This is a genomic window from Proteus genomosp. 6 (assembly GCF_040139785.1).
GTDB lineage: Bacteria > Pseudomonadota > Gammaproteobacteria > Enterobacterales > Enterobacteriaceae > Proteus.
This window is the reverse complement of record NZ_JBEEVJ010000010.1, coordinates 124,492-149,485: the sequence shown is the minus strand read 5'-3', so window position 1 is coordinate 149,485 and position 24,994 is coordinate 124,492. Positions and strand designations below refer to the sequence as shown.

24 protein-coding genes are annotated in these 24,994 nt (G+C 34.5%); 13 read left to right on the top strand and 11 right to left on the bottom strand.

Annotation, left to right across the window (positions count from 1 at the left end; genetic code table 11):
• The first annotated feature begins 127 nt into the window (after positions 1 to 127).
• Both ABN212_RS13685 and ABN212_RS13680 read left to right on the top strand, forming a co-directional pair.
• A complete protein-coding gene (locus ABN212_RS13685) occupies positions 128 to 907 on the top strand; it encodes a PhzF family phenazine biosynthesis protein (protein WP_198619812.1) in 780 nt (259 codons plus the stop codon).
• 107 nt (positions 908 to 1,014) lie between these two features.
• A complete protein-coding gene (locus ABN212_RS13680) occupies positions 1,015 to 1,425 on the top strand; it encodes an acyl-CoA thioesterase (protein ID WP_023581781.1) in 411 nt (136 codons plus the stop codon).
• Between the two features lie 229 nt (positions 1,426 to 1,654).
• On the opposite strand, the gene ABN212_RS13675 is transcribed toward ABN212_RS13680, so the two are convergent.
• The 6 genes from ABN212_RS13675 to ABN212_RS13650 all read right to left on the bottom strand — a co-directional run bounded on the left by ABN212_RS13675 (position 1,655) and on the right by ABN212_RS13650 (position 7,266).
• Positions 1,655 to 1,972 carry a hypothetical protein gene (locus ABN212_RS13675; protein WP_198619811.1) on the bottom strand — a complete coding sequence of 106 codons (318 nt, stop codon included), beginning with the start codon at positions 1,970 to 1,972 and terminating at the stop codon, positions 1,655 to 1,657.
• A 134-nt stretch (positions 1,973 to 2,106) separates the two neighbouring features.
• Positions 2,107 to 3,849 (bottom strand): YadA-like family protein, encoded by a 1,743-nt coding sequence (locus ABN212_RS13670; RefSeq protein WP_349443314.1) that lies wholly within the window; start codon positions 3,847 to 3,849, stop codon positions 2,107 to 2,109.
• Between the two features lie 407 nt (positions 3,850 to 4,256).
• A complete protein-coding gene (locus tag ABN212_RS13665) occupies positions 4,257 to 4,886 on the bottom strand; it encodes a CatB-related O-acetyltransferase (protein WP_198619809.1) in 630 nt (209 codons plus the stop codon).
• Positions 4,887 to 5,141: 255 nt separating this feature from the next.
• Positions 5,142 to 6,233, bottom strand: coding sequence for an NADH:flavin oxidoreductase/NADH oxidase (locus tag ABN212_RS13660; protein WP_198619808.1), 1,092 nt, complete (start codon positions 6,231 to 6,233; stop codon positions 5,142 to 5,144).
• Positions 6,234 to 6,406: 173 nt separating this feature from the next.
• Positions 6,407 to 6,685 carry a DUF2798 domain-containing protein gene (locus ABN212_RS13655; protein ID WP_109373827.1) on the bottom strand — a complete coding sequence of 93 codons (279 nt, stop codon included), beginning with the start codon at positions 6,683 to 6,685 and terminating at the stop codon, positions 6,407 to 6,409.
• A 242-nt stretch (positions 6,686 to 6,927) separates the two neighbouring features.
• On the bottom strand, positions 6,928 to 7,266 hold the full coding sequence (locus tag ABN212_RS13650) for a DUF5713 family protein (RefSeq protein WP_198630037.1): 339 nt from the start codon (positions 7,264 to 7,266) through the stop codon (positions 6,928 to 6,930).
• Between the two features lie 162 nt (positions 7,267 to 7,428).
• On the opposite strand from ABN212_RS13650, the gene ABN212_RS13645 reads away from it, so the two are divergent.
• From ABN212_RS13645 to ABN212_RS13635, 3 genes are all read left to right on the top strand, one after another.
• The gene (locus ABN212_RS13645) at positions 7,429 to 8,160 is read left to right on the top strand and encodes a hypothetical protein (protein ID WP_198630036.1); all 732 of its coding nucleotides are present in this window, start codon (positions 7,429 to 7,431) and stop codon (positions 8,158 to 8,160) included.
• Positions 8,161 to 8,848: 688 nt separating this feature from the next.
• The gene (locus ABN212_RS13640) at positions 8,849 to 9,514 is read left to right on the top strand and encodes a response regulator (protein WP_198619805.1); all 666 of its coding nucleotides are present in this window, start codon (positions 8,849 to 8,851) and stop codon (positions 9,512 to 9,514) included.
• Positions 9,515 to 10,918, top strand: a complete 1,404-nt coding sequence (locus ABN212_RS13635; protein ID WP_198625773.1) for an ATP-binding protein — start codon at positions 9,515 to 9,517, stop codon at positions 10,916 to 10,918.
• An 85-nt stretch (positions 10,919 to 11,003) separates the two neighbouring features.
• Here the strand turns inward: ABN212_RS13635 and ABN212_RS13630 are convergent, their stop codons facing one another.
• Positions 11,004 to 11,333 (bottom strand): AzlD domain-containing protein, encoded by a 330-nt coding sequence (locus ABN212_RS13630; protein ID WP_109373832.1) that lies wholly within the window; start codon positions 11,331 to 11,333, stop codon positions 11,004 to 11,006.
• Positions 11,330 to 11,992 carry an AzlC family ABC transporter permease gene (locus tag ABN212_RS13625; protein ID WP_109373833.1) on the bottom strand — a complete coding sequence of 221 codons (663 nt, stop codon included), beginning with the start codon at positions 11,990 to 11,992 and terminating at the stop codon, positions 11,330 to 11,332. The genes ABN212_RS13630 and ABN212_RS13625 overlap by 4 nt, the downstream gene beginning before the upstream one ends.
• Before the next feature lie 85 nt (positions 11,993 to 12,077).
• Here ABN212_RS13625 and ABN212_RS13620 point away from each other — a divergent pair, with 85 nt between their 5' ends.
• On the top strand, positions 12,078 to 12,638 hold the full coding sequence (locus tag ABN212_RS13620) for a helix-turn-helix domain-containing protein (RefSeq protein WP_109373834.1): 561 nt from the start codon (positions 12,078 to 12,080) through the stop codon (positions 12,636 to 12,638).
• A gap of 128 nt (positions 12,639 to 12,766) precedes the next feature.
• On the opposite strand, the gene ABN212_RS13615 is transcribed toward ABN212_RS13620, so the two are convergent.
• Complete coding sequence (locus ABN212_RS13615; RefSeq protein WP_349443313.1) at positions 12,767 to 13,621, bottom strand: D-amino-acid transaminase; 855 nt, start codon at positions 13,619 to 13,621, stop codon at positions 12,767 to 12,769.
• A 192-nt stretch (positions 13,622 to 13,813) separates the two neighbouring features.
• On the opposite strand from ABN212_RS13615, the gene ABN212_RS13610 reads away from it, so the two are divergent.
• Positions 13,814 to 14,392: an HdeD family acid-resistance protein gene (locus tag ABN212_RS13610; protein WP_198619802.1), complete on the top strand. Its 579-nt coding sequence runs from the start codon at positions 13,814 to 13,816 to the stop codon at positions 14,390 to 14,392.
• 91 nt (positions 14,393 to 14,483) lie between these two features.
• Here the strand turns inward: ABN212_RS13610 and ABN212_RS13605 are convergent, their stop codons facing one another.
• Positions 14,484 to 16,106: a hypothetical protein gene (locus ABN212_RS13605; protein WP_349443312.1), complete on the bottom strand. Its 1,623-nt coding sequence runs from the start codon at positions 16,104 to 16,106 to the stop codon at positions 14,484 to 14,486.
• A 600-nt stretch (positions 16,107 to 16,706) separates the two neighbouring features.
• Between ABN212_RS13605 and ABN212_RS13600 the strand changes: the two genes are divergently transcribed.
• From ABN212_RS13600 to ABN212_RS13585, 4 genes are all read left to right on the top strand, one after another.
• Entirely contained in the window at positions 16,707 to 17,963 is a 1,257-nt protein-coding gene (locus tag ABN212_RS13600; RefSeq protein ID WP_198619800.1) for a mechanosensitive ion channel family protein, read from the top strand.
• 358 nt (positions 17,964 to 18,321) lie between these two features.
• Positions 18,322 to 20,754 (top strand): DMSO/selenate family reductase complex A subunit, encoded by a 2,433-nt coding sequence (locus ABN212_RS13595; protein ID WP_198619799.1) that lies wholly within the window; start codon positions 18,322 to 18,324, stop codon positions 20,752 to 20,754.
• 11 nt (positions 20,755 to 20,765) lie between these two features.
• Positions 20,766 to 21,383: a DMSO/selenate family reductase complex B subunit gene (locus tag ABN212_RS13590; protein ID WP_023581764.1), complete on the top strand. Its 618-nt coding sequence runs from the start codon at positions 20,766 to 20,768 to the stop codon at positions 21,381 to 21,383.
• A gap of 3 nt (positions 21,384 to 21,386) precedes the next feature.
• Positions 21,387 to 22,163, top strand: coding sequence for a dimethyl sulfoxide reductase anchor subunit family protein (locus tag ABN212_RS13585; RefSeq protein WP_198619798.1), 777 nt, complete (start codon positions 21,387 to 21,389; stop codon positions 22,161 to 22,163).
• Between the two features lie 72 nt (positions 22,164 to 22,235).
• Here ABN212_RS13585 and ABN212_RS13580 read toward each other — a convergent pair whose 3' ends face one another.
• Positions 22,236 to 22,778, bottom strand: a complete 543-nt coding sequence (locus ABN212_RS13580; RefSeq protein ID WP_198619797.1) for a DUF924 family protein — start codon at positions 22,776 to 22,778, stop codon at positions 22,236 to 22,238.
• Between the two features lie 700 nt (positions 22,779 to 23,478).
• On the opposite strand from ABN212_RS13580, the gene ABN212_RS13575 reads away from it, so the two are divergent.
• A complete protein-coding gene (locus ABN212_RS13575) occupies positions 23,479 to 23,658 on the top strand; it encodes a GhoT/OrtT family toxin (RefSeq protein ID WP_036912664.1) in 180 nt (59 codons plus the stop codon).
• Positions 23,659 to 24,031: 373 nt separating this feature from the next.
• Positions 24,032 to 24,949, top strand: coding sequence for a helix-turn-helix domain-containing protein (locus ABN212_RS13570; protein WP_198619796.1), 918 nt, complete (start codon positions 24,032 to 24,034; stop codon positions 24,947 to 24,949).
• Positions 24,950 to 24,994: the final 45 nt, after the last annotated feature.

Here is a 24,994-nt window from a genome sequence, read left to right as displayed (position 1 = left end):
TTAGACATGGCTTTTTGCTTTTATATCCTACAATTTGTAACGCTGTTTTTAAGTATTGCACCCAATATTTAAAACACTTAATCTCATTACCTTCTATTTATTGGTAGTTTATCACTAAGGTAATACGATGACAGTTCTTCCTATTTATTATGTTAATGCTTTTTCCTCTCTGCCTTTTTCAGGAAATCCCGCAGCTGTCGTTTTGTTAGAAGAGTGGTTGCCTGATGACACCTTAATTACACTTGCTAGTGAGATTAATTTACCTGAAACCGCTTTTTTAGTTGGTGATCATATTCGTTGGTTTACACCTAAAATTGAAGTTCCTCTTTGTGGACACGCAACATTGGCCACAGCTTTTGTACTAAAAACGATAAAACAGTCTCCTAATAAGCTCTTTAAATTCCAATCTCTTTCAGGTGAGCTCACTATTTCTTGCCAAGGATCTCTCTTTACACTTAATTTTCCAGCTATACCCGCGACATTAAATAACGATATAAAATCAGCGCTTGAAGAAAAATTAGCATTACAAATAGATGAAGTTTGGCAAGCGCGTGATCGTTATGTTTGCTTTTTATCTGATCCAGAAACTGTCATTAACTACCAACCGGATTTCACTCAAATCGCACAGTTGCCTTTACCTGGCGTTATTATCACAGCTAAAGGTCATGCTCCTTTTGACTTTATTTCTCGCTTCTTTGCGCCCGTAAAAGGCGTGAATGAAGATCCTGTTACAGGCACATCGCATTGTGTATTAGCCCCAATTTGGGGTAATAAACTCAATAAAACACAGTTACAAGCAAGACAAGTTTCAAAACGAGGTGGAAATATCGACTGTGAATTAAAAGATAATCGCGTTTTACTAACAGGAGATGCTGCACTCTTTTTAACTGGCGAAATAACCTTTTAATTACAGACGGCATAATCAGCTATTCATCTACTTTGCTTTCAATTTACTCTATTTTATACTGTGGGGAATTTCTCCCCTACAGTATAAAAGAAGAAGGCTTTATTGTTATGTCCATCTCTGACTTATCTCCTGAGCTACAAGATAAAATTAAAAATTCAGTCACTCGTGTATCTAAAGTCATATTCCCCACCACGACTAATCATCACTCAACACTCTTTGGTGGCACTGCATTAGCTTGGATGGATGAAGTTTCATTTATTACCGCCACTCGCTTTAGCCGTAAACGCCTAGTGACGGTTTCAACTGAAAAAATAAATTTTAATCACCCTATTCCATCGGGTACGATTATTGAATTAGTGGGTGAAGTTATTCGTGTTGGACGTACAAGTTTGACGGTAAATGTTTCTATTTTTCTTGAAGATATGTACGCAGAAGGCCGTGAAGAAGTGATCCATGGTCAGTTTAATTTCGTTGCGGTTGATCATGACGGTAAACCAACGCCATTATTCGATAAATAGCATCTTATAGAGAGATTTATCATACTTTTTATCTCTCTTAATTAAAAACTGCATTATTTTATAATGTGATTTATTATTTTGAATAATAACAAAGAGTAAGAACATTAATTTAAATGGATATTTTTCAATCAACATAAAATATCCAACAAAATCAATAGATAATAAGATTACTAACATGTAAGACAAGAGTTATCCACAGTTAATGTGGATAACTGATTAAGTTCAAAAATCAGAGAACACAGATTTTTGTTACTGCAAACTCAATCTGACAAATAGTCAGTTTCCTTCCTACAGTTGCACTTTCAGCAATAACAATATCCGTAGATTGTGAATACTGTCGCCCCACTTCAAGCGCTAACTCAATAGTGGGCTCAATCAGTAATATCACCCCAATCTGTTCAATATCAACAGGAAAGTCTGCAAGTGATCTAAGTTGCACCACTTGTTTTATCTTACTTTTAGCAATCTCTTGTGCTTTTTCTGTTGCGGCCTGATTAACTCTTGTTTGTTTTTCAAAAGCGCCACCACCCGAATGAAGAAAGATCATAATTTGCTCATTATAGAAAACAAAGGCTGTTACCTTTATTATTCAAATCCAAGCCATAAAAGCCAGCAGATAGATAAAAAAGAAACAGCCTTATCTCTATTTTTTCATTCTATTGAGCACAATATAAAAGTGCTTTACCAACCATAAGAAACACCTCCGCCGACAACACCGCGATCTTCTGTATTCCATGAAGCAGAGACACGAATAATGGCACTTTCTGTTATTTGATACTGAGCACCTGTTGCAAGGGCATTAGCATCGCGATAATTACCCACTCCCACACCTAAACTAAAAGTATGATTAGTCACATAAGGAATATTGGCCATTGCCGCAACAGAGGCAATACCTGCACTTGCCCTTTTGTCAGCTTTATCTATTTTGTTATCCATATTATTGAGCGCGACATCATTATCAATAAAGATATTCTTAATCTTATTGTTGGTATATTCATTCGCAATAGAAATAGAGTCTTTTTTTGACGAATCAATGTATTCTCTTAGGGACTCATCTCTTTCATTGATAACAGTATTGGTGATATTGATATATTCATTTCCTTTTTGAGTAATATATTTTTCACGCTCTTTTGTAATTTTTTCGTTATTTCTATTTATTGCACCCTCAATACCTGTGGAAATTTTACTGATTTCTATATCAGTATAATTATTGGCATTTTTTTCAGATTTTATAACTCGCCCTTCTGTCAATGATGTTATTTCATCTCGGGTATTCTTGATATGTTCTACTGTTTTTTCATGATGTTCATTGACTTTAAAATCAGTGTATCCTTTACCACTATTCTCAACTTCAACAATTCTATTATTGGTATATTCTTTAATATTATTTTCAGATTTGGTAATTTTATCATTGGTGTTTTTCTCAATATTACCTTTCATTTCATCCACTCGATTATTAGTATAATCTTCAACGCCTGATTTTATTTCAGCATATTTATTTTCACTATAGATATGAAATTCGTTTTTTGCTTCATTGATATAATTAATCGTATTCTCTTGATGTTTTTCTATTTTACTATCAGTATATTGATTTGCTTTCTTCTCTGCACTATTGGCTAATTCATTTGCTTTTGTTTCACTTCTTTTTAGCACCGCCTCATTTGCTTTAGCAATATCGCCTTTTATTATTTTATTATTATCATTTATTTGATTATTTGTCTCTTTAAGAATGCGATCTTTTTCTTGCTCAATTCTATTATAAATATTCTGGTTATTGTCATTAATACGCTTATCTGCCTCAATAAGAATATTATCTTTTTCTTTTCTTAATTGAGAAACATTAACAGCATCGTTATCTTCTGTACCTGCTGCGACATTAATAATTTGTCGCTGATTTTTATCACTACCGATTGATAATGTATTATTGCGATTATTACTACTGTTATCGCCTAATATAATTGCATTACTTGCTGATCCTGAAGATTTGCTACCAATAATAACTGAATTATCTGCATTATCAGAAAGGCGACTGCCACTACCTAAAATAACCCCATTTTCAGCATTATTTATTGCCCCTTTCCCTATACTAATTGAATCTTTATTTTCACTATAAGCTTGAGAGCCAATAGAAAGAGAACCGTCACCGATTGCCATTGCACCACTTCCCAATGACATCGCATTATCTCCTATTGCTGTACTTTTATGGCCTATTGCCGTTGCATTTTTACCTTCTGCTCCCGCGTTAGCACCAATTGCGGTTGATTGGTCTGAATGTGCCCATGTATTATATCCAACCGCGGTCGATTCATTACCATCTGCTTTACTATTTCCACCTAATAACGTGGTATTATTGGCATAGGAAGAAGTAGATGAAAATAATATAATAACTAATAGTTTTATCTTAAAATTTATATTACAAACCATACCTATATCACTCCAAAATTAATAAACTCACATATAGAGTAATATGTATTTTATTTTTTACACATTATATATCTTATAAAACAACTTAATAACTCTTGACGATTCTATTAAATATAAATAGTAACATCATTAGATGATTTTAAATTTAATAAAAAAACAAATAACTAATTTTTATTTTTAAAATAAAATCAACCACTAAAGAAAAAGCATAAATAATAAAAAATAAAAACAAACATGAAAAATTAAAATAATAAGTATTTTAATGAAATTAAAATATTTTGGAATTTGAGATAGAGATCAAATAAAAAAACAACATTATTTTTTATCTTTTAGTGATATGATTAATTTATATTAAAATAGTATCTAAGTAAAAATCCCTAAACGTGGTTACGTTTAGGGATTTTGTTTTACTCAATAAATTTCGCTTCTGCAATTAATAATTTATCAATTGATGATTGGCATAAATAAGGCCTCAGAGCATCAAATTTCTTTTCTGACCATTGGTAAATCTTTAAAGATAAAAGTTGCTCAATAACTTTTGGCTCAAACCGATATTTAAGGTGTCGTGCGGGTGTTCCTCCAACAATGCTATAAGGTTCAACATCTTTGGAAACAACGCTATTAGCCGCAACAATAGCACCTTCTCCAACCGTCACACCAGGCATTATCATTGCACGCATTCCTATCCATGCACCATCATGAATATGAGTATCACCTTTACCAATATATGCCTCTTCAATTTTATCCATAAAAGGATAAAGAGAGAACCAATCCATACGATGTGTATGGTTTCCTCCCATTAATATGACGGCTTGCGCACCAATGCAGACATAATCGCCAACATATAATTTATCAATTTCCCACAATGGCTCCCATTGCAGACTAGCTTCATCACCATAAAGATAGCGAACAACAGAGGTCTCAAAACCCTCATCCCAACAATCACTGTAATAGCTGTGTTGTCCTTTGATGATAATATTTTTATTTTTAACCGTTTCGTGTAGATATTCTACACGCGACCAATGTTTATTTTTCATAATATGACTCGCAATAAATTAATGAGTCATCAAAGAATGCTTAATTCTCTGATGATGTGTTCGCATTCAAAACACATCGTCTTAAGCAATCCTTGGTTGAAGCAATAAGGGATTTTTTTTCATCTTATTTACGACCAATTATTACAACGCAATTCAATTATGCTTGCTGTTTATGCGCATCATCATAACGGTTATTAAAGAAAAAGCCACGGTTCCCCTGAATAACACCCTGTTATTCCCCATGGCTTGGTATCACTATTTAAAAAAGTCTTTGCTACCATGAGGCGCACAACGTAAATATTGAGGCGCTACTTTTATGGTTTGTTTGAGTTTTTCCGCCGCATGCCAAGGCCAACGAGGATCATAAAGAATACCTCGGCCTAAAGCGATAAAATCAGCCTGCTCTGTAAGTAAAATGGCTTCGGCTTGTTCTGGCTCAGTAATTAGACCAACAGTAATAACAGGTAGTTGCGTTTCATTATAAATTGCTTGAGCAAATGGTACTTGATAATTAGGACCTAGTTTAATTTCTTGTTTTTCTGATAATCCACCAGAAGAAACATGAATATAATGGCAACCTAATTCTTCAAGATGTTGTGTTAACGCAATCGCACTTTCTAAGTCCCAACCGCCTTCAACCCAATCTGTCGCAGAAATTCTGACACCAACACAAACATTATCAGAAACTGCATTTTTCACGGCGACAAAGACATCCACTAATAACCGACTACGATTATTAAAATCGCCACCGTATTGATCCGTTCTGTGATTTGATAATGGAGATAAGAATTCATGCAATAAATATCCATGAGCACCGTGGATCTCAATTACATCAAATCCTGCTGACTCCGCTCTTCTCGCAGCATCAACAAAAGCTTGTTTTATTTCTTCAATTTCATCAATAGCCAAAGCATGAGGCTGATGATTCTTTCCAAAAGGAATTTCTGAAGGTGCAACTTTCTGCCATCCATTAGGAGAATCTTGCGCTAATGACGCTCCGCCATTCCAAGGTACATCGGTCGATGCTTTACGTCCTGCATGTGCAATCTGTATACCAATTTTTGCAGATGAATATTGCTTAACATTATCAACAAGTTTTTTTAATTCACTGCCATGTTGATCCGACCAAATGCCTAAATCTTTATAACTAATACGACCTCTAGGCTCAACCGCTGTTGCTTCAACAATCACTAGCGAAGCACCTGATAATGCTAGCTGCCCGTAATGTATCGTGTGCCATGCTGTCGGGTAACCTTCTTGTGCTGAATATTGGCACATAGGTGCAACGATAATACGGTTATCTAACTGATGGGGGCCTAGTTTTTTAGGGGAGAACAACAAACTCATTTAAAGCCTCCTGCTATCAATAAGAATTTATGCAAAGAAAAATATCTTCGCTTTTCGATATACCATTTAAATATACAAGTTTAAGGCTATCGGATCTTATTCATTTAGGCGATGGTTTACTTCACATTGTGAAAAACAAAAAGATCAGCATCAATTGCTGATCTCTTTTTTAATTAATCATTAGATTTGGCTGGTTTCACCAATAACAGTGAAAAGCGTCTTGCGATCGGCAAGACGAATAAAACAGTAGGAAAAGCAATCATCCAAGAGATCCCCCAAGAAGTTAACCACGGGGAGATAACGTATGTTCCCATTCCTAACGATTTGACGGTACTAATAAAAGCAACAATACCTGACATGATAAAAGAAAGGAAAAAGGGAACAAGAAAAATCATTGCTCGAGTAGGAAGTTTAGGAATACCTAAAAAGTAATTTTTGTCATGAAAAGACATAGATAAAGACTCCAATAATACGATTGTACAACAGCACATAACTGCCGATACAACAGGCTAAAAAAGTTATATGCGTTGATTAACGTAAACGCTTACGAGTCTTTTTGACCAAACTGAGAGCTAGTTTATTAATAAATATTTCTTTGTCAACTAAATTATTCTCATTATCATTTAGGTGATAATTGATAAAATTAAGATTAGTGAAAGATGAGAAAACACGATACGGTTTTCTCATCTTTTCCCTACCAATCTCGTGTTGCAATTAACTCTTCTATATCAGCATTCTCAAAACCATATTCATCAGCGATAACGCAAAAATCCTCAGCAATACACTCTCTTGCTACTGTTTCAATTTCGCTATTTTCTTCATAAAACTCTTCCGCTAACTCATTAAATTGATCTGTTGTTTCTTGCGTTAGAATATAAAGTTCTGCCAAATTTTTAGGTGAAGTCGCTTCTATTTTTACACAAAGTGCTTTTAGTAAATCTTGCCCTTTCTTTACAAGGTGTGTTGGATAATAATTATCATTTTCCATTCCCTTTAAAAAATAATGTGCGGCAAGTACTTTATTTTTAATCATGAAAAATATCCTTATCTAAGTATTTATCTTAAGGTCATTAAAGTGCACTTATTATCTTAATTACGGGAAAGTATATTACGTTTATTAATTAAATGTCTCGCTTTTATTTCTATGAATTTATAGAATTCTGACCAGCAAACGGAAAATAGGCAATTAATTAAAATGGCTAAAAAAATACGATTTATATTTCTTTTTTTGACGATTGCACTGCTCTCTTTTTTGATCATTAATAAATATTTCCAAAACTCACCTTTAGCGACATGGTACTTCTATGGCAATAACGGTGAATATATTACAGGTCATTACTACCCACCAACAGAAAATGATGCAACAGATGCCGTGATTTCCATTCCAGAAAAACCAACTAAAGAAGGTTTAACAATAACACATTGGGATACTTGCAGTATTGAACTGAACATTGATAATAAAACGCTTAATATTTCTTATTTTACTGATGGTCTTATTCAAGCCTCATTATCAACAAAAACCACACCTTATGTTGCATTAACTGAGCTGTATTTTTATCAACCTGATGATATGCATTGGTCGATAAATCGATTAGAGGATGGAACATACAAAGGTTGGATGTGGGATAATGTTGCAAATCAGCTTATTTCCTTTCGTTATCAGGAAGATAAAACAACAATTATTGATGGTACAAAATATACATTGATGCCAGAAAGTTATTGGCTATTTCAACGTTGGGCTAATGGCGTTTTGGTGGAAGAGTACACATTAGATGATTTACCAGCAAAAGATAACTTTATTCCTGATATAGATAAACAAAGGCTGATTCAAGCAAAAGCAGAGCTTCAAACCACGGTGAATGAATTAGTGGCGCCATTAAATTTACCATTTAACTTAATGTTGTGGGATAACTCACTTTGTCAGTGATAACATCATGTGAAATGCTCCCAGAGGGTTGGGAGCATTTCTGACACAGAATGATTTAATTTATACTAAATAACACCATCTAATTTCATGTAAATTCCTTTTATTAAAAAATCAATTCCTTTCAAGTAGTTAATTTTTACTGCAAGAGTATAGATGAATAGAGTAAATAATTTAAATCTAATAAAAATGTTGCACAACAGGGATATATTAAAACAGTTATCCAATTTCAATAAAAGAATAAGACATAAATTTAATAGTTATATTATTCAATAAAATTGATATTTTATATTTATATTGTTTTAAATATAAAAACTTATTTAGTCAATGTTAATTTTTAATAATCTTCTCTTTTAAACCTAAAGTATCTTAAATAAAGTATTTAAGTTACCTTAGCATAATAGAGTGAAGTATTTATTATTCACATTAGATTAATTATGCTAATTCTATCTAAAATAGATCTTTAAATTTAACATTAAATGCCTTAACGTGATAAATATGAAATAAATAGCATACTTATCTCAATCCATTCCTGAAAATTCTAGTCATTTATTTTTAGTAAACCGTATTAAATAAAAATTTATCTTACATTAAGAGTTCATTAATCAAACCTTGCTTTACATTTTATTATATTGCTCAATTTTTATTTGGCTCTTATACTTTCTTAAGACGATTTTAGGTAGGTATTATTATGAATATTTTATTAGTTGAAGACGATTTACAACTCGGTAAAGCGCTTTGTCGCGGGCTTGAAATTGCTGGTTTTCAACCATGTTGGGTCAGATTGCTTGCGGATGCTCGTGTTCAATTAAGTCAACGCCCTTTTGATTTAATGCTATTAGATTTAGGTCTACCTGATGGTGATGGGCAAGATGAGCTGATTGCACTTAGAAAAAGTGGCGAGAAAATTCCGATTATTATTTTAACTGCCCGCACTCAAATTGATAATTTAGTACAAACATTAGATTCAGGCGCAGATGATTTTTTACCAAAGCCTTTTGCTATGCCTGAACTTATTTCTCGCGTAAAAGCGGTTAGTCGTAGAATGGCCGGTTTTTCTTCACAAATATGGTCTATTGGCGATTTACAACTTAATCCAGCAAACCATCAAGTCACTTTAAATAACGAATTGCTTTTATTATCAGGTAAAGAATACCAACTATTATATGAATTAATGCGTAATACTGATAATGTGGTGCGTAAATCAGAGTTGGAACAGCGTTTATTTGGTTTAGACGATAAAATTGAGAGCAATTCCCTTGAAGTACATATGCATAATTTACGGAGAAAAATAGGCAAAGAACGTATTATCACGGTTCGTGGCGTAGGTTATTTATTAAAAAAAGAAACTAATTAAATGAAGATCCGCTCCTTCTTTATTTACACCATTGTCCTTCAGATTATCTCCATCGTTATGCTTTGGGGCGTTTGGTTAGCTTGGATACAATTTGATTATCTTGCTGAGTTCGAAAAAGTGTATAACAAACAGCAAGAAATTATTGCTGAGGGTTTTGCTAATACCTTAGAGATTGTTGCTGACCAGCCTGAAGTTCTCAAAGAAGTCGCTCATAATTTACAAGGCATGTATATCGACGCCATGCTTAATGGTGAAGATGATGAACTACAATATTTACCGTGGTTTATTGCCTTAGATGAAAATAATACTCTGATTTATACTAATCGTCCTGAGTTGCCTATCCCTACAAGAGTACTTTCATTAGCATCAGAAAAAGTGTCTGTCGCAGGTGAAAAGTGGATACTCTCTTTTAGCTGGGGAGAAAAACATAAAATAAAAGTGTTTATCGGTGAATCGGTTGAAGACAGAGGCCATGTTATTGGTAACCCTGTTGAAGGCACCTTTGTTCCTTTTCTATTTATTCTCGCAACTGTTATTTTTGCAATCTTAATTACTGCTTATTTTAGTTTACGCCCTTTAAGACAAGCAGCAGAACTTATTTCTAATCGTAAACCACGTAATTTAACGCCTATTAATGTCAGTCAGCAATTTAAAGAAATTCGCCCTATCTTTAAAGAGCTAAACCAATTAATGGCAAGAATTGACGCTGCTAATATTCGTGAAAAACAATTTATGGCCGATGCCGCCCATGAATTAAGAACACCAATAGCTGCGGTTATTGCTCAATTACACCTGCTTTCTTTAGTCGATGATCAGCAAGAGCGTGAAGAAATTATTGATGATATGAAACAATCTCTTGATAGAGCAGCAGCACTTTCTCATCAATTAATTGATCTGGCGCGATTAGAATGTGACGATTTCCCATTAAAAATAGAATCTATTGATATCTATAACGTCATTGGAAATGCAATAGCACAGCGCGTTCCTTATGCGATTACTAAAAATATTGAGTTATCACTTAATGAAGGCCAAAGTTTAACACTTAAAACAGATAAACAGGCTTTACTCTCTATATTTAATAATCTGCTTGATAATGCCATAAAATATTGCCCTGAAGGTAGCCAAGTTGAGGTAACTATTGAGAATCGATACGCCGAAGGGATACATGTTATCGTGCGTGACAATGGCCCTGGTGTCGCAAAAGAACATATTAATGTTCTATTTTCACGTTTTTATCGCGTTCCTGGCTCTAACGAAACAGGTAGCGGATTAGGTCTATCTATTGCACAAAATCTCGCTAATAAAATTCAAGCATCACTCATTGTTACTGAAGGACTGAATAATAAAGGAATTGGCTTTATTATTGTTCTACCTTTAGAAGCTAAATCATCAGAAAACGATTAATAAATAGATAGATAATCGATGTTCCAGAATAAAGGAGGTAATTATACCTCCTTTTTATTTTATCGCGATGAGGCTCTAATGAGTGTTATCCCCAAAGATTAATTAACCAACGTAGACTTGCTGTCACTATTGCTGCACTAAGCACAATCATAATAAAGGGCTTTTTCTGCCAAGTAAGTACTCCCGCGACACCAACACCAATAATTTTTGAAATATCAGCAAGTTGGTCACCATCAAAAAATGTCGATGTCATCGCCACCGAAAACAGAATAACAATCGCAGATAATGAGAGGAGCTCTTTAACCCTCTCTGATACACCTGCTTTATTATTGAGCAATATTCCGGAAAGACGCATGGCGTATGTACCAACAGCAAGAATAATAATTCCTGTAATAATAGAAGCTGTGGACATTATATTTTCCTTATCACAAACAGTACGCCTAATAGCGATAATAAAACAGGTATTCCAGCAGGAAGGAATAATGTGGTTACGAGTGCAATAATGCTCCCTATGATTGCAGCATGACGTGTTAGTTTATTTTTTAATGCTGGCAAACTTAATGCAAGAATAATAGCTGGAAACATCGCATCCAGCCCTAGCATCTTTATATCTACGATAAATGACCCCAAGTAAACACCAAGCATGGTTCCCAAAGGCCAAACAAGTAAAATTCCTAACCCACAAGCCCAAAATGCTAATTTATTTTGTTCAGCGGTACGTTGAGATAAACCAAATACAACACTCTCATCATTTAATATATGAAAACCTAATAATGATTTAAGCCCTTTTCCTGGTAAATCCTTTACTGCCATGCTAAAAGGAATATGTCGTGCATTCACCATTAATCCCGCAAGAGCCGCATATATTGCACTTCCTCCCATTGCCACAACGCCAATAAAAAGAAATTCAGAAGCACCCGCCAAAACAAAAATGGATAACACCAACGGCACCCAAAAATCAAAACCCTGTGTGTGAGCTAAAGCACCATAAGAGATACCGACAATACCGTCAGCTAATGAAACAAGCACAATATCTCTAAGTACGTTATTATCAAGACGACTGTTAATTTGCATAGAATATAGTATTTTTTATCGAACCATTCGTTCATTATGTTGAACGATTTATTTTTTTGCAAGATGATTTTTGAAGGAAGCTATGATGTCATCACCTTGTGCGCCTATTGAAATTATTTCTCAAGCACTAGCTAGAGAAAGAAAAAAAGCGGGTCTTTCACTTGCTGAAATAGCAAGACGAGCTGGTGTTGCAAAATCAACATTATCTCAATTAGAAGCGGGACAAGGAAATCCAAGTATTGAAACACTTTGGGCAATTTGTGTTGCGTTAAATATTCCTTTTTCTCAACTTATTTCAGCACCACAACCTGAAGTTAAGGTGATCCGTAAAGGTGATGGCTTTAAAATTAGTGCAGAAAAAGCGTACTATCATGCTTTTTTACTTTCATCCTGCCCTGTAGGCGCAAAGCGCGATATATACACCGTGATTGCACAACCTGGGAAAGATAGAGTCTCTGATCCTCACAGTAAAAATGTGACTGAACATATTATTATTATCAGTGGAAGCGCAATGGTAGGTACTTTAGATAATCAACAAGAATTACAACCCGGTGATTATATTTGCTATCCCGGTGACGTCACTCATGTATTACGAGCTTTAGAGCCAGATACAACTGCCGTCATGATTATTGAGCATCATAATTAACATAGTAAAACGAATTAACATAGTAAAACGAATTAACATAGTAAATGGTAAATTTACCGCACTGCTATATAGCAATAAAAATCTGAAAGCAGTGCGATAAATTCGATAGAGAATGTCTGTCTAGACAATTATTTTTTAAGTGCTTTATCAAGGTAAATCTCTCGTAATCGTTGAGATAAATGCCCAACGGCTCGCTGATTTATATCTTCATTGTCGATTGAAATAACTGGCCAAATTAATGTAGTCGCAGAGCTAATAAAAGCTTCTTTTGCTTTTTTCGCTTCATCAAGTGTAAATCGACGTTCTGTTATTTTAAGCCCTTCTTCTTGCGCCAATTGAATAATCGCTTGGCGTGTGATACCAGGTAAAATATCCTGACTTAGCGGCCGTGTAATAATTTCATTATCACGATTAACAATAAAAAAGTTACTTGAACTGCCTTCTGTTATATAGCCATCTTTAATTAAAATAGCATCGTCAGCACCTTGTTGATGTGCATAGTTTTTTGCTAAACACGCCGCTAATAATGCCACTGTTTTAATATCGCAACGTTGCCAACGAATATCTTCAACACTGATTACTGAAATCCCTTTTTTTGCATTAGGATGATTAACAACTGTTGAATGTTGTACAAAAGCAACTATTGTGGAAGGAACAGATGAAGATGGAAAATCAAAAAAACGAGAGGAATCAGTACCTCGTGTTATTTGTAAATAAATAAGCCCTTCATGAAGATTATTCTTTTCGATAAGTTGATGATGAACATCAATTAGCAACTCTTTGGTAATAGGAAGCGATAAACCTAATTCTTTGCATGAACGCTGTAAGCGTTGAAAATGCCCATTAAAGTCAATGAGCTGACCATCAATAACAGCAGTAACTTCATAAACGGCATCTGCAAATAAAAAACCACGGTCAAAAACAGATATTTTAGCCTGCTCTTTAGGTACAAAGTGACTGTCTAAATACACGATATCAGACATTTTACCTCCGTTATAAATTTTATTAACAATCTATCTCAATTCACTACCTTACTCCTTCAATTTTCTATTTTAAAGATGCTCCCCTCATCCTTACCTCTTTTTAATTATAGTTTTATGTAACTAAGTCATGTTATATAAGCAAAAATTGCTATAATTTAACTTATGTATCAAATATAAGGATAAGAGGTGGCTATGTTAGATATTAATAAAAATAATTTATCTCAGCTAACAGAGAAACTGGTTAAAAAACAATGTACTTTAATGACTGTTATTGCCACATTGGGCTTTATTGCAGGTTTTATCTGTATAATTAACCCTCTTTCTTCTGGCATTGTTATCAGTGTATTACTCGGTGTTGTATTTTTTGCCTGTGCGATATCCAGCATTATTGGTGGTTTTAATGCTCAAGTTTCTTCTGGTTGGTCAATGTTGATTACGTTATTAACGGGTTTTATTTATCTTCTGCTTGGCTATATTTTTGTCACTGATCCACTAAAAGGTATGCTTAGTCTCGCCTTTTTTATCGGCTTCCTATTTATTTTTGCGGGTATACTGCGTCTAAATATAGGCTTTAAACAAATCAAAGATAATTTTTATGGCTGGTTTAATATCTTGGTTGGATTTTTAGATTTAGTAATTGCCTATTTCTTAATTGCTTTTGGCCCTGAAACCTCAGTCGCACTCGTCATGGCGTTAATTGGTATACAACTTATTTTAAGTTCTATCACCATTTTATCGATAATAAATGCGATAAAACGAATGACTCACTAATTGACTATTTAGTGATAATAATCTTATTGATGAAACATAGACAAAGAGCCACGCAAGGTGGCTCTTAAGTATAAAGCAAAATAGATTTGTATTAAGCACAAGGTAAGCGCAGAGATACCGTATACATATTTTCTCCGCAAAGGTAACAATTTCCTGTTTTTTCAAATACCATCACTTGGATACCTAGTTGCCCTACTTCAATATTAGGCAATGCATCAGCCAAAATACTCTCTAATGCAGGCTCAACGATCTCAACCATATTAATAGGATCGTTATTAGGTGTTGTATCGTGTAAGAAATTACCTAAACGAGGATCATCAGCGTAGATTTCTAATGTTGAGCGATATACCAACGTTCTTTCACTACTATTTACCTTAGAATAACCATTAAAAATGATAACCATTTTTTGGATATTCATTTTCGCTACACGATTTTTAATTTGTAAACATAAAGAAGGAACAAGTCTAATATTGACAGAATTAAAGTAGCGATCGCAAATCTGAGGAATAGTGACACTAATACAAGGCTTGGGCGCAATATTTTTAATTTGCTTACTGCATTCCCCAGTTAAAGAGTTATCAACAATAATACGCTCACGTCGAGAAAAACAGATATTATCGAAGATATCAACAGTGAAGAAAGAAATGTAATGAATGCCATTTGTTAATGACTGGTTCTCTAATCTCACAGAAACGGCTGATTTATCAGTACATGGCAACATCTTAAGTTGATCATTAAAATAAAACCCAACTTGGGTGCTTTCACTAATATCACGACCTAAAATAAGATTAGCGTTAACGCAATAGTTCTCACTATGATAGCTGAGAATACCATTTAATGTTGCAGGCACTTTAGGAGAAGGTAATTTCTCCGTTGTCATTTCAACATAATAATCTCTGGATTTAATTGGCTTATCTAGATCTTCACTATTTTCAGTTTCGGCATGAAATATAGCGACTTGTTTCGGTTCACTCTTTTTAAATTTGACTTTAAAATTCGCAATACCGTATTTATTCGTTTTGCTAATATTAATTTTCTCGCCATCAGAATTATAGATTTCTGGCTCAACAGGCAATGTACTATTCTCTACATCGTAAGTTAATTTAACCTCTTTATTTTGAACATCTTCACCTTCTTTATCTTGAAGATGTACCACAAAACTTTTAGAAACACTCTCCCACTGACTTGGCCATTGCATAGATTCTGAACGTATTGTCAACAAGTCATCAAATTGTTCACAATTACTCGATGAACAGTCAGTGTTAGGATTGGTTTTAGGTGGGGTAACACGAATTTGTATTGGTGTTGCATAATAAACAATATTCTCATTATCCTCATCTTTTAAGATCAATTGTAATGACGCCACACCACTGCGATTACCCGTTAAAGAGATTTCTGTTTTGCTGTTATCCACTATTGTGATGTAGACATCTTTGTTGTTTGGTAAAATTAAAATACCTTTCGGACTTGTGCGCCATTCAGCCAAACGTAGATTAATCCCCGTTACACTAACTTCATATTTGATAACTCGATTCAGTTTTACTTCGTTATCAGGCTCATCAGGAGATGATTTTATCTGATTGAATTTAATATCCACATCAGCATCAATAACGGCTTGAGCATGGGCACCATAAACAGGTGGTGTTAGTGCTATTGCACTTTTCTCACCTTGTAAAATTTTTTGTAAACGTTCTTCTTTTGTTTCGATATTCATTGAGTGATTTCCTTTCTTTTTCCGATTCCATTTTTAGCTTAAAGCAAAAAATTTGAGTGAAAATCACAATAGAAAAAAGTCAACTAAGCATTGTTGTTAGATGAAAGTAAAAAAGAGAAAATAAACAATAAGATAAAGAAAGTTTTCAATAGAAAACTCTCTACTTGATCGATAAAAAACATCTTTAAAATAAAAAATAATTTAAATTTTAAAATATTTTTGTATAAAGCTATTGACTGTTATGGAAATGTGATTAAAATCAATCTTAGAAAATATTTGTGACATGAATCACATTTTATTAATAGGACACTTAATATGAAATCAATGACTTCTTTTATTACTAACCTGCACCAAGTTGTTGTAAAATTATCATCAACTCGTTTACTGTAATTATTTGATTTAAAAATAAAATACAGCATAAAGCCAGAAATAGCACCCTCATCGCACAAAAGACTATTTCTGGCTTTTATTCACTCTACTACGCTTAATTATCATCTCGTTTACCCTCACATTTGTCGTAACAAAAAATTCACCTTCTTGAACTAAGCTCTCGTTTCTATACTCTTAATATACGACCCACATTAACTATGAGGATATTTTATGCAGCAGCAACTGCTTACATGGATACGTCAATTCAATGAGGAGTATGCCCAACTCGCTTCTCTACTACTCGTTTTAGCCATTATTTTTCTTGTCGCAATCATTCTTCATTTTATTTTGCACAAGTTGGTCTTACCTAAAATTTCCAAAGCCATAAGTCAGTACGATCAGAAATGGCAACTTTCTCTAGAAATAAATAAACTATTTAGTCGTTTTGCGTTTTTAATCCAAGGCGTTGTTGTTAATATCCAAGCGCTGGTGTGGATGGGATCAGGTAAAACACAAGAGATCCTCACCACCAGCGCCCAAGCGTGGTGCTTAATTTTTGGCTTGTTAATGCTTTTCTCTATTATGGATCTCTGTATGCAGATCATGAGAAATTCATCCTCATTTGGCCGATTACCATTAAAAGGTATTTTTCAAAGCTTAAAACTCGCCGCCTCTGTGCTGATTGGGATAATGATTATTTCCCTACTTATTGGCAAATCACCTCTTATTTTACTCAGTGGTTTAGGCGCCATGACGGCTGTATTAATGTTGGTGTTTAAAGATCCTATTATGGGATTAGTCGCTGGTATTCAATTATCTGCAAACAACATGATAAGCCTTGGTGATTGGTTAGAAATGCCTAAATATGGTGCTGATGGCGCCGTTATTGATATTAGTTTAACAACGGTTAAAGTGCGTAATTGGGATAATACAGTTACAACTATTCCAACTTATTCTCTAATTTCAGACTCCTTTAAAAACTGGCAAGCAATGACAAAATCAGGAGGACGTCGTATTAAACGAAGTCTTGCTCTTGATATTAACAGCATCCATTTTTTAGATAAAAAGCAACTTGATGATCTAGAAAAGGCCCACTTGTTGACTCCTTATATAAAAAATAAGGAAAGTGAAATTAATCAATTCAATGCAACCTTGGGCAATGAATATCAAACACCATTAAACCAACGTGGCATGACCAATATTGGAACCTTCCGTGCGTATGTTGAAGCTTATTTAAAAAACCATCCTAATGTTCATAAGCAAATGACAATTATGGTAAGACAATTAGCCCCAACCTCGGATGGGCTTCCCATTGAAATTTACGCTTTTACGAACACCACCGTTTGGGTTCAATACGAGGCGATTCAATCAGATATATTTGATCATATCTTTGCTATTTTGCCTCAATTTGGCTTAAGAGTTCACCAATCTCCAACCGGAAATGATGTAAGAGCACTCAGATTACCTGTCGAAAATAATCCGCAATAAATCATTTTTGTATAAAGTAAAAAAGGAGAATTATTCTTCTTTTTTACTTTTCTTATTAACAAATATTTTTAATCTCTTATTTTGTTATCATGTTAACAATCTTGTTTTTCTATATATTAATAATAATCGTTATATTATTTTTTATACACCGATTGATTGTTTAATCCTATTTATTTGATATTTCATTTACCACTAAAGTGGTATTTATCAAAAAATGTAACCATTTGTTTAATAATTATTTTTTTATATAACCTTGTTAACATTTTTTATATTGATATAAATCATTATAGGTAGAAGGGTTATAACTTAACATATATATACAACTTTACTTGTTGTGAAAAATGTTAGGGTAATGTCAATGTCAAAAATTAAAAATAATACTTCTATTACTGAAATGAGTCGGCGTGGATTCATTCAGTCTGCAGCCGTTATTTCTGGTGCTGCTGCTGTTGCAGGAACGGTTTCATTACCATTCGCTGCTAATGCTCAAACTCCCCAGGGTATTCGTCCTGATGAGACATCTGAAACTATCAAATACAGTGCATGCTTAGTGAACTGTGGTAGCCGTTGTCCATTAAAAGTTCATGTGAAAGATGGCGTTATTCGTCGTATTTCTAATGAAACTATGTATGACGATTCAACATTTGGTCTTCACCAAATTCGTCCGTGTCTGCGTGGTCGTTCTGTACGTTGGAAAACATATAATCCCGATCGTTTAAAATACCCAATGAAGCGTGTTGGTAAGCGTGGTGAAGGTAAATTTGAGCGTATTTCTTGGGATGAAGCCACTTCAATCATCGCGGAAAAATTAAAATATACCATCGAAAAATACGGTAATGAGTCTATTTATTACCAATATGGTACAGGCTCTACAGGTGCAAACTTACACGGTAGAACGGCATGTAAACGCTTATTAAGTACTGTTGGTGGTTTTTTAAGTGACTATGGTACTTATTCATACTCTCAATTAACCGGTATTGTGCCTTATGTTTATGGTGACATGCTGGAATCACTGTTAACAGAAATTGAGAATTCAGATTTAGTTGTGATGTTTGGTCATAACCTTGCTGAAACACGTATGTCTGGTGGTGGTCAGTTCTATGAAACGTTAAATGCGTTAGATAAGAGCAAAAGTAAAGTTATCATTATTGACCCTCGCCGTACCGACAGTGTGACAACATTAGGTGCAGAATGGATCCCTATTTATCCGGGTACTGATGCTGCGTTAGTCGCTGCATTAGGCTATGTGATGATCCAAGAAGGCCTCACCGATGAAGATTTCTTACGCGAATACTGTGTCGGTTGGGATAAACAAACACTACCTGCATCAGCACCTGAAAATGGCTCTTATAAAGATTACATTTTAGGTAATGGCCCTGATGGCATTGCAAAAACACCAGAGTGGGCAAGCAAATTAACTGGTATTTCTGTTGCACGTATTATCCAATTAGCGCGTGAAATTGGCGGTGCAAGAGCTGCGTGGATCTCTCAAGGTTGGGGTATTCAGCGTACTTCAAATGGTGAACAAGCCTGTCGTGCGATTATGATGCTACCATTAATGTCAGGTCATATTGGTCGCCCTGGTACAAATACAGGTTGTTGGGGTGGTAACGTTGCTTATCCAGTTGCAAGTTTTGCTCTACCTAACCCAGTTAAGACCTTGATCCCAACATTTATGTGGTCTGAAGCAATTGCTCGCGGTGAGCAACTTACCAGCAAAAATGCGGGTGTCAGAAATAAAGATAAGCTCGATACGGGTATTAAATTTATGTGGTGTTATTCCAGTAACGTGATTGGTAACCAACACGCTGACTTGAATAAAACACATGATTTACTGCAAGATGAATCAAAATGTGAGTTTATTTTAGTGTGGGATAACCACATGACACCATCTGCAAAATACGCTGATATCTTACTGCCAGATGTGACAACCGTTGAGACAAACGATCTTATCAATAACTCTTACGCAAGTGGTGCTTACCACTATGTCGTCCGTTTACAAAATGCGATTCAACCACTTTGGGAAAACCGCCCTTGCTATGATGTCTTAACTGATATTGCAGAAAAGATGGGCACCAAAGAGCAATTCACCGAAGGACGTACTTACGAAGAGTGGATTGAATATTGCTATAACCAAATGCGTGAGAAAAACCCAGCACTGCCTACATTTGCAGAAACTAATGATGTAGGAATTATCGATCGTAAATTACCTAACCGTAATCAATACGTTGCACTTGAAGCATTCCGTCAAGATCCTATCGCGAATCCATTAAAAACAGCGTCAGGTAAGATTGAAATTTATTCTGAAAAGCTTATGCAAGATACCGATGGCTGGATTTTACCAGAAGGCGATCGTATTCCTGCAATTCCAGAATATTGTAAAAATGAAGAAGGCGTTGAAAACGTTAAGCTTAAAGAGAAATTCCCTCTGCAAATGACGGGTTTCCACGATAAAGGGCACGTTCACTCAAGCTACTATAACGTTGCTATGTTACGTGAAGCTATTCCTCATCAATTCTGGTTAAACCCAATTGATGCAGCTGAACGTGGATTAAAATCTGGCGATATTGCTGAGATTTATAATGCTCGTGGTCGTTTAAATATTCTCGTCAAAGTGACAGATCGTGTATTACCTGGTGTGATTGCAGTACCGCAAGGTGCATGGCGTTCACTTGATACAACAGGTGTAGATACAGGTGGATGTATTAATACATTAACAAGCTGGCACCCATCGCCGTTTGCTAAAGGAAATCCACAACATACAAACCTTGTTGAAGTGAAACGTGCATAAGGAGTTAACTCATGAAGCAATATGGTTTTTATTTTGACTCCACTAAATGCACTGGCTGTAAAACGTGTCAAGTCAGTTGCAAGGATGAAAAAGATTTAGATTTAGGCCCTAAATTCCGCCGTGTTTATGAATACGGTGGTGGTAGCTGGGCAAAACAAGACGGGATCTGGACACAAAATATCTATAGTTATTATTTATCCATTTCTTGTAACCATTGTTCAAACCCTACTTGCGTTGCAGGTTGCCCAACTGGCGCTATGCATAAACGTGAAGAAGATGGCTTAGTGGTTGTTAACCAAGATATTTGTGTTGGTTGCCGTTATTGCGAATTGCGTTGCCCTTATGGTGCACCACAATTCGATGAGAAGAAAAAACTCATGTCTAAATGTGATGGTTGCTACGAGCGTGTAGCACAAGGCATGAAACCGGTTTGTGTTGAGTCTTGTCCTCAACGTGCACTTGATTTTGATGATATTGAAGTGATCAGAGCAAAACATGGTACTGAATGTGGTATTGCACCAATGCCTGATCCTAGCTTGACCAATCCAAATATCGTGATCAAAGCCCACAAAGAAGCGAAACCTTCTGGTGATAAAACCGGCTCAGTTCAAAATGCGGCGGAGGTATAAACCATGCATGAACTTCCTCTAGTCTTTTTTACTGTTTTAGGTTCGTCAGCAGCAGGCCTGTTTCTTATTGCTTATATCAGTAAAAAATTAGGTCAAATTGATGAAAACCAACTGCGTAATGCTAATATTTTAGCCCTGATTTTAACATTAGTTGGCTTAGGTATTGGTGGATTACACGTTGGTCAGCCACTGCGTTTTTTCAATATGCTCTTAGGCGTTGGTCGTTCTCCAATGAGTAATGAAGCGTTTTTAAGTGGTGTGTTTACAGGTTTTGCTTTTGCAACTGTTGCACTCACTATGATGAAAAAATGGAAGGGCTTACGTGAAATTTGTAACCTACTTACCGTTGTTTTTGGTCTAGCATTTGTTTGGTCAATTCCTCAAGTTTACCATATTCCTACAATTGCTAACTGGAACACAGACTACACCACATTGCAATTTTGGATGACGTTATTAGTTGGCGGTGGTGTATTAGCAATGGCAACAGGTTCAAGACGTTTAGGCGCATTGTCCTTTATTATCGGTGCCATTATCACTTTTGCTACTCGCTCTGGTTATGTGAGTTTCCTTGGCTTTACAGGCCCAGAACTCAGCGCTGACCAATCTCTATTTTGGGGATTCCAATTAGCTGTATTAGCATTAGGTGTGGTTATCGTAGGATTTACTGCAGTAAAAGCCCAAGCATCAAAAATGACGCTAGCAACTTGTGCTGCTGCGGTCATTATTGCAGAGTTATCAGGTCGTATTGCATTCTATAACTTATGGCATATTACAATGTAGTCTTAATTTTCTTACAAAGTAATCCGTAAGAGAAATAAACGAAAATGCATACCTTTTTAGGTATGCATTTTTTTAGAATGCAGAGCCCGGTTGCTGTAAAAAGGCTAATTCTTCGGGTGTAGACGTTCGGCCTAAAATCTCATTACGATGAGGATAGCGACCATATTTATCAATAATTTCTTTATGTCGCAGTTCATATTGATATGTGTTTTCATCATTAAGCTGAGAAAACAAGGTAACCGCATCTTGATGAATTTTAGATGATTCTGAATGCATAAATGGCATGATAATAAACTTACGTTTAACAGGTGTTAAAGTCAGGTATTCAGGTAATCGGATAGCTTCTTGCGCTAAGATTAATGCCATATTATCTTGGGCAAAAGCTTTTGGCGTATCACGCCAAATATTACGTGAGAACTGATCAAGAATAATAATCTCAGCTAAGCGCCCTTCTATTGTTTCTCTCCATGATGCCAGCTCGCCACGACTCGCACTTAAACATAATTCACCAAATCTGCGGCTAATTTCTTTATCAAACTGAATATCTTTTTTAAACCATTGCTCTGGTGTGCATTCTTCAAACCAAAACGTCAAAGTTGATTGATAAGGGATCATAAAAACTACCACGCTAGTTATTTATTAATCAAAACAGCGTTTATTTTCATCAAAATAAACGTCATTGGCGGATTACGACTTTGGTAAGTTACCATTTTAATATAGTGACGGCTATTAACCCCGATCCGAAAAAGACATAAAAATAAATCCCCTTTTCAATCTTAAAAGGGGATTTTAAATGCTTCCTAGCTAACGCTTAAATCCATTAAGTCGCGCCATCCATAAGCTCATTTATCTACAAGTATGTATAAAATGGCATTCATCCCATTTATTACATTCTGTCGATATCATGATGTAATATAATTAACCTGTGCACTTTACAAACATTGAATTTATCTCTTCATCACTATCCTGCCTTAAAAATCAGCATTTAAAAATTTTAATTTTTATAGTGAAACCACTAAAAAAGATCGATACCATTTTGTTCTATTTTTTAATAACCCTCTTTTCAAAACAATAAAGATTGTTACAAATAATAAGCTAAATCAATCTACTACATTTTATTTTTTTGATTTTTAGGCTTTAACCTTGTTATTATCTTGTGTGACTACACCGCAAAGAAATCGGAGATCAAAAATGAGATGAATGTTTAAAATTTGCACATTAGTAATGACATTTATTGAAAAGTTTGCCCTATTCCTCTGTTTCTTTAACAATTTTGGAGTACAATTGTTGCAGTCTATTTACTGAATGATCTGTTATGTCTGCTATCTCTATTATTGGAATAAGCTACCTTATTGGGGCTGTAATATCGTTTATTATTACTTTCTTTTTAACCAAAGATCCTAGCCTAGCCATGCGCCTTTTAAGTGCATTATTAATCGCCTTAACTTGGCCTCTTAGCTTCCCTATGGCACTTATCTTCTCTATTTTTAGTTAATTTTTCCAAAACAAAACGGATAATGTAGTTATATTCTATTAAATTAGAATAATAACTATTTATTATTCTACGGATAATTACTTATATTAATTTAATTATAAAAATAACACATTTAGCTTAGATTTTATTAAAGAAAAAATATTTAATGATTGGTTTAAAACTTAAATGACATTAACTTACGCTATATATATCAATCAGTTAAAGCCAGATCGGTTTTTCAAAAATATAGATACCCGTTTAAATACACTTTATAAGTTATAATATTTTTATAAATTTACAATCAAACTTAATTTCATTACAGTATCTAATGTAAATTGGTTAAATGCCTTTCTTTTTATATTACCGAAAATAAATTATTAATCAGAGCCTAAATATGTTTAGCGAAAATGTCATTACAGATATTATCTATTGGATTGAAGAGAATTTAGAAAAAGATCTCAAACTCGAAAATGTCTCACAGAAATCAGGATATTCGAAATGGCATCTTCAACGTATGTTTAAAGAACAAACAGGTCTGACATTAGCCTCTTATATTCGAGCAAGGCGTCTTTCTTGTGCTGCGGTCGAATTACGTTTACAAAGAACGCCACTACTTGATATTGCGTTAAAATATCGTTTTGATTCTCAGCAGACATTCTCAAGAGCGTTTAAAAAACTGTTTAATATAACGCCTTATAATTATCGTAGAAAAGAGAATTGGCAAGCTCACGGCTTTACACTACCGTTAAGAAAATTTAGTGGTTTTAACCTCGATATTGAGATTGTCACAATAGACTCTCTTCCATTAATCGGTATAGAGCATACCTATAAAGCGAATATGATTGATTGGAATTTTAGTACAGAAAAAGCGCGGGAAGATTACTGGAAGATTTTCTTTCAATATGCACTTTATAAACATGATAAAGTCTATGCGGTACATAATATTTTATCTAAGAAAAATGATGAATTAACCGTTAAATATTCAACTATGATGGGTAATACGCCTGAAATTTATAATGCTCAATTGACTCATCGAACTCAGATAGAAAACACAAGATATTTAAAATTTAGTATTCCTGAAGCATTATTAAAATTAGATTATAAAGATATCATCTATAACACCTATGGTATTTTACTTAGAAAACTCAATATACCAAGAAAGAACGGTGCTCCAGATATTGAAGAGTATATTTTTAAAGATGATTATCCTATTTCAATTCTTTTAAACAAACCTGCATCACTATTAAAAGACGTTAATTATTATATTCCAATTGAAGTGGATGATAAGGAAAAAAGTAAGATAAAAGAGTAGTTTTATCTTATTGCTGAAAAGCCACCTATAAAATAGGTGGCTTTT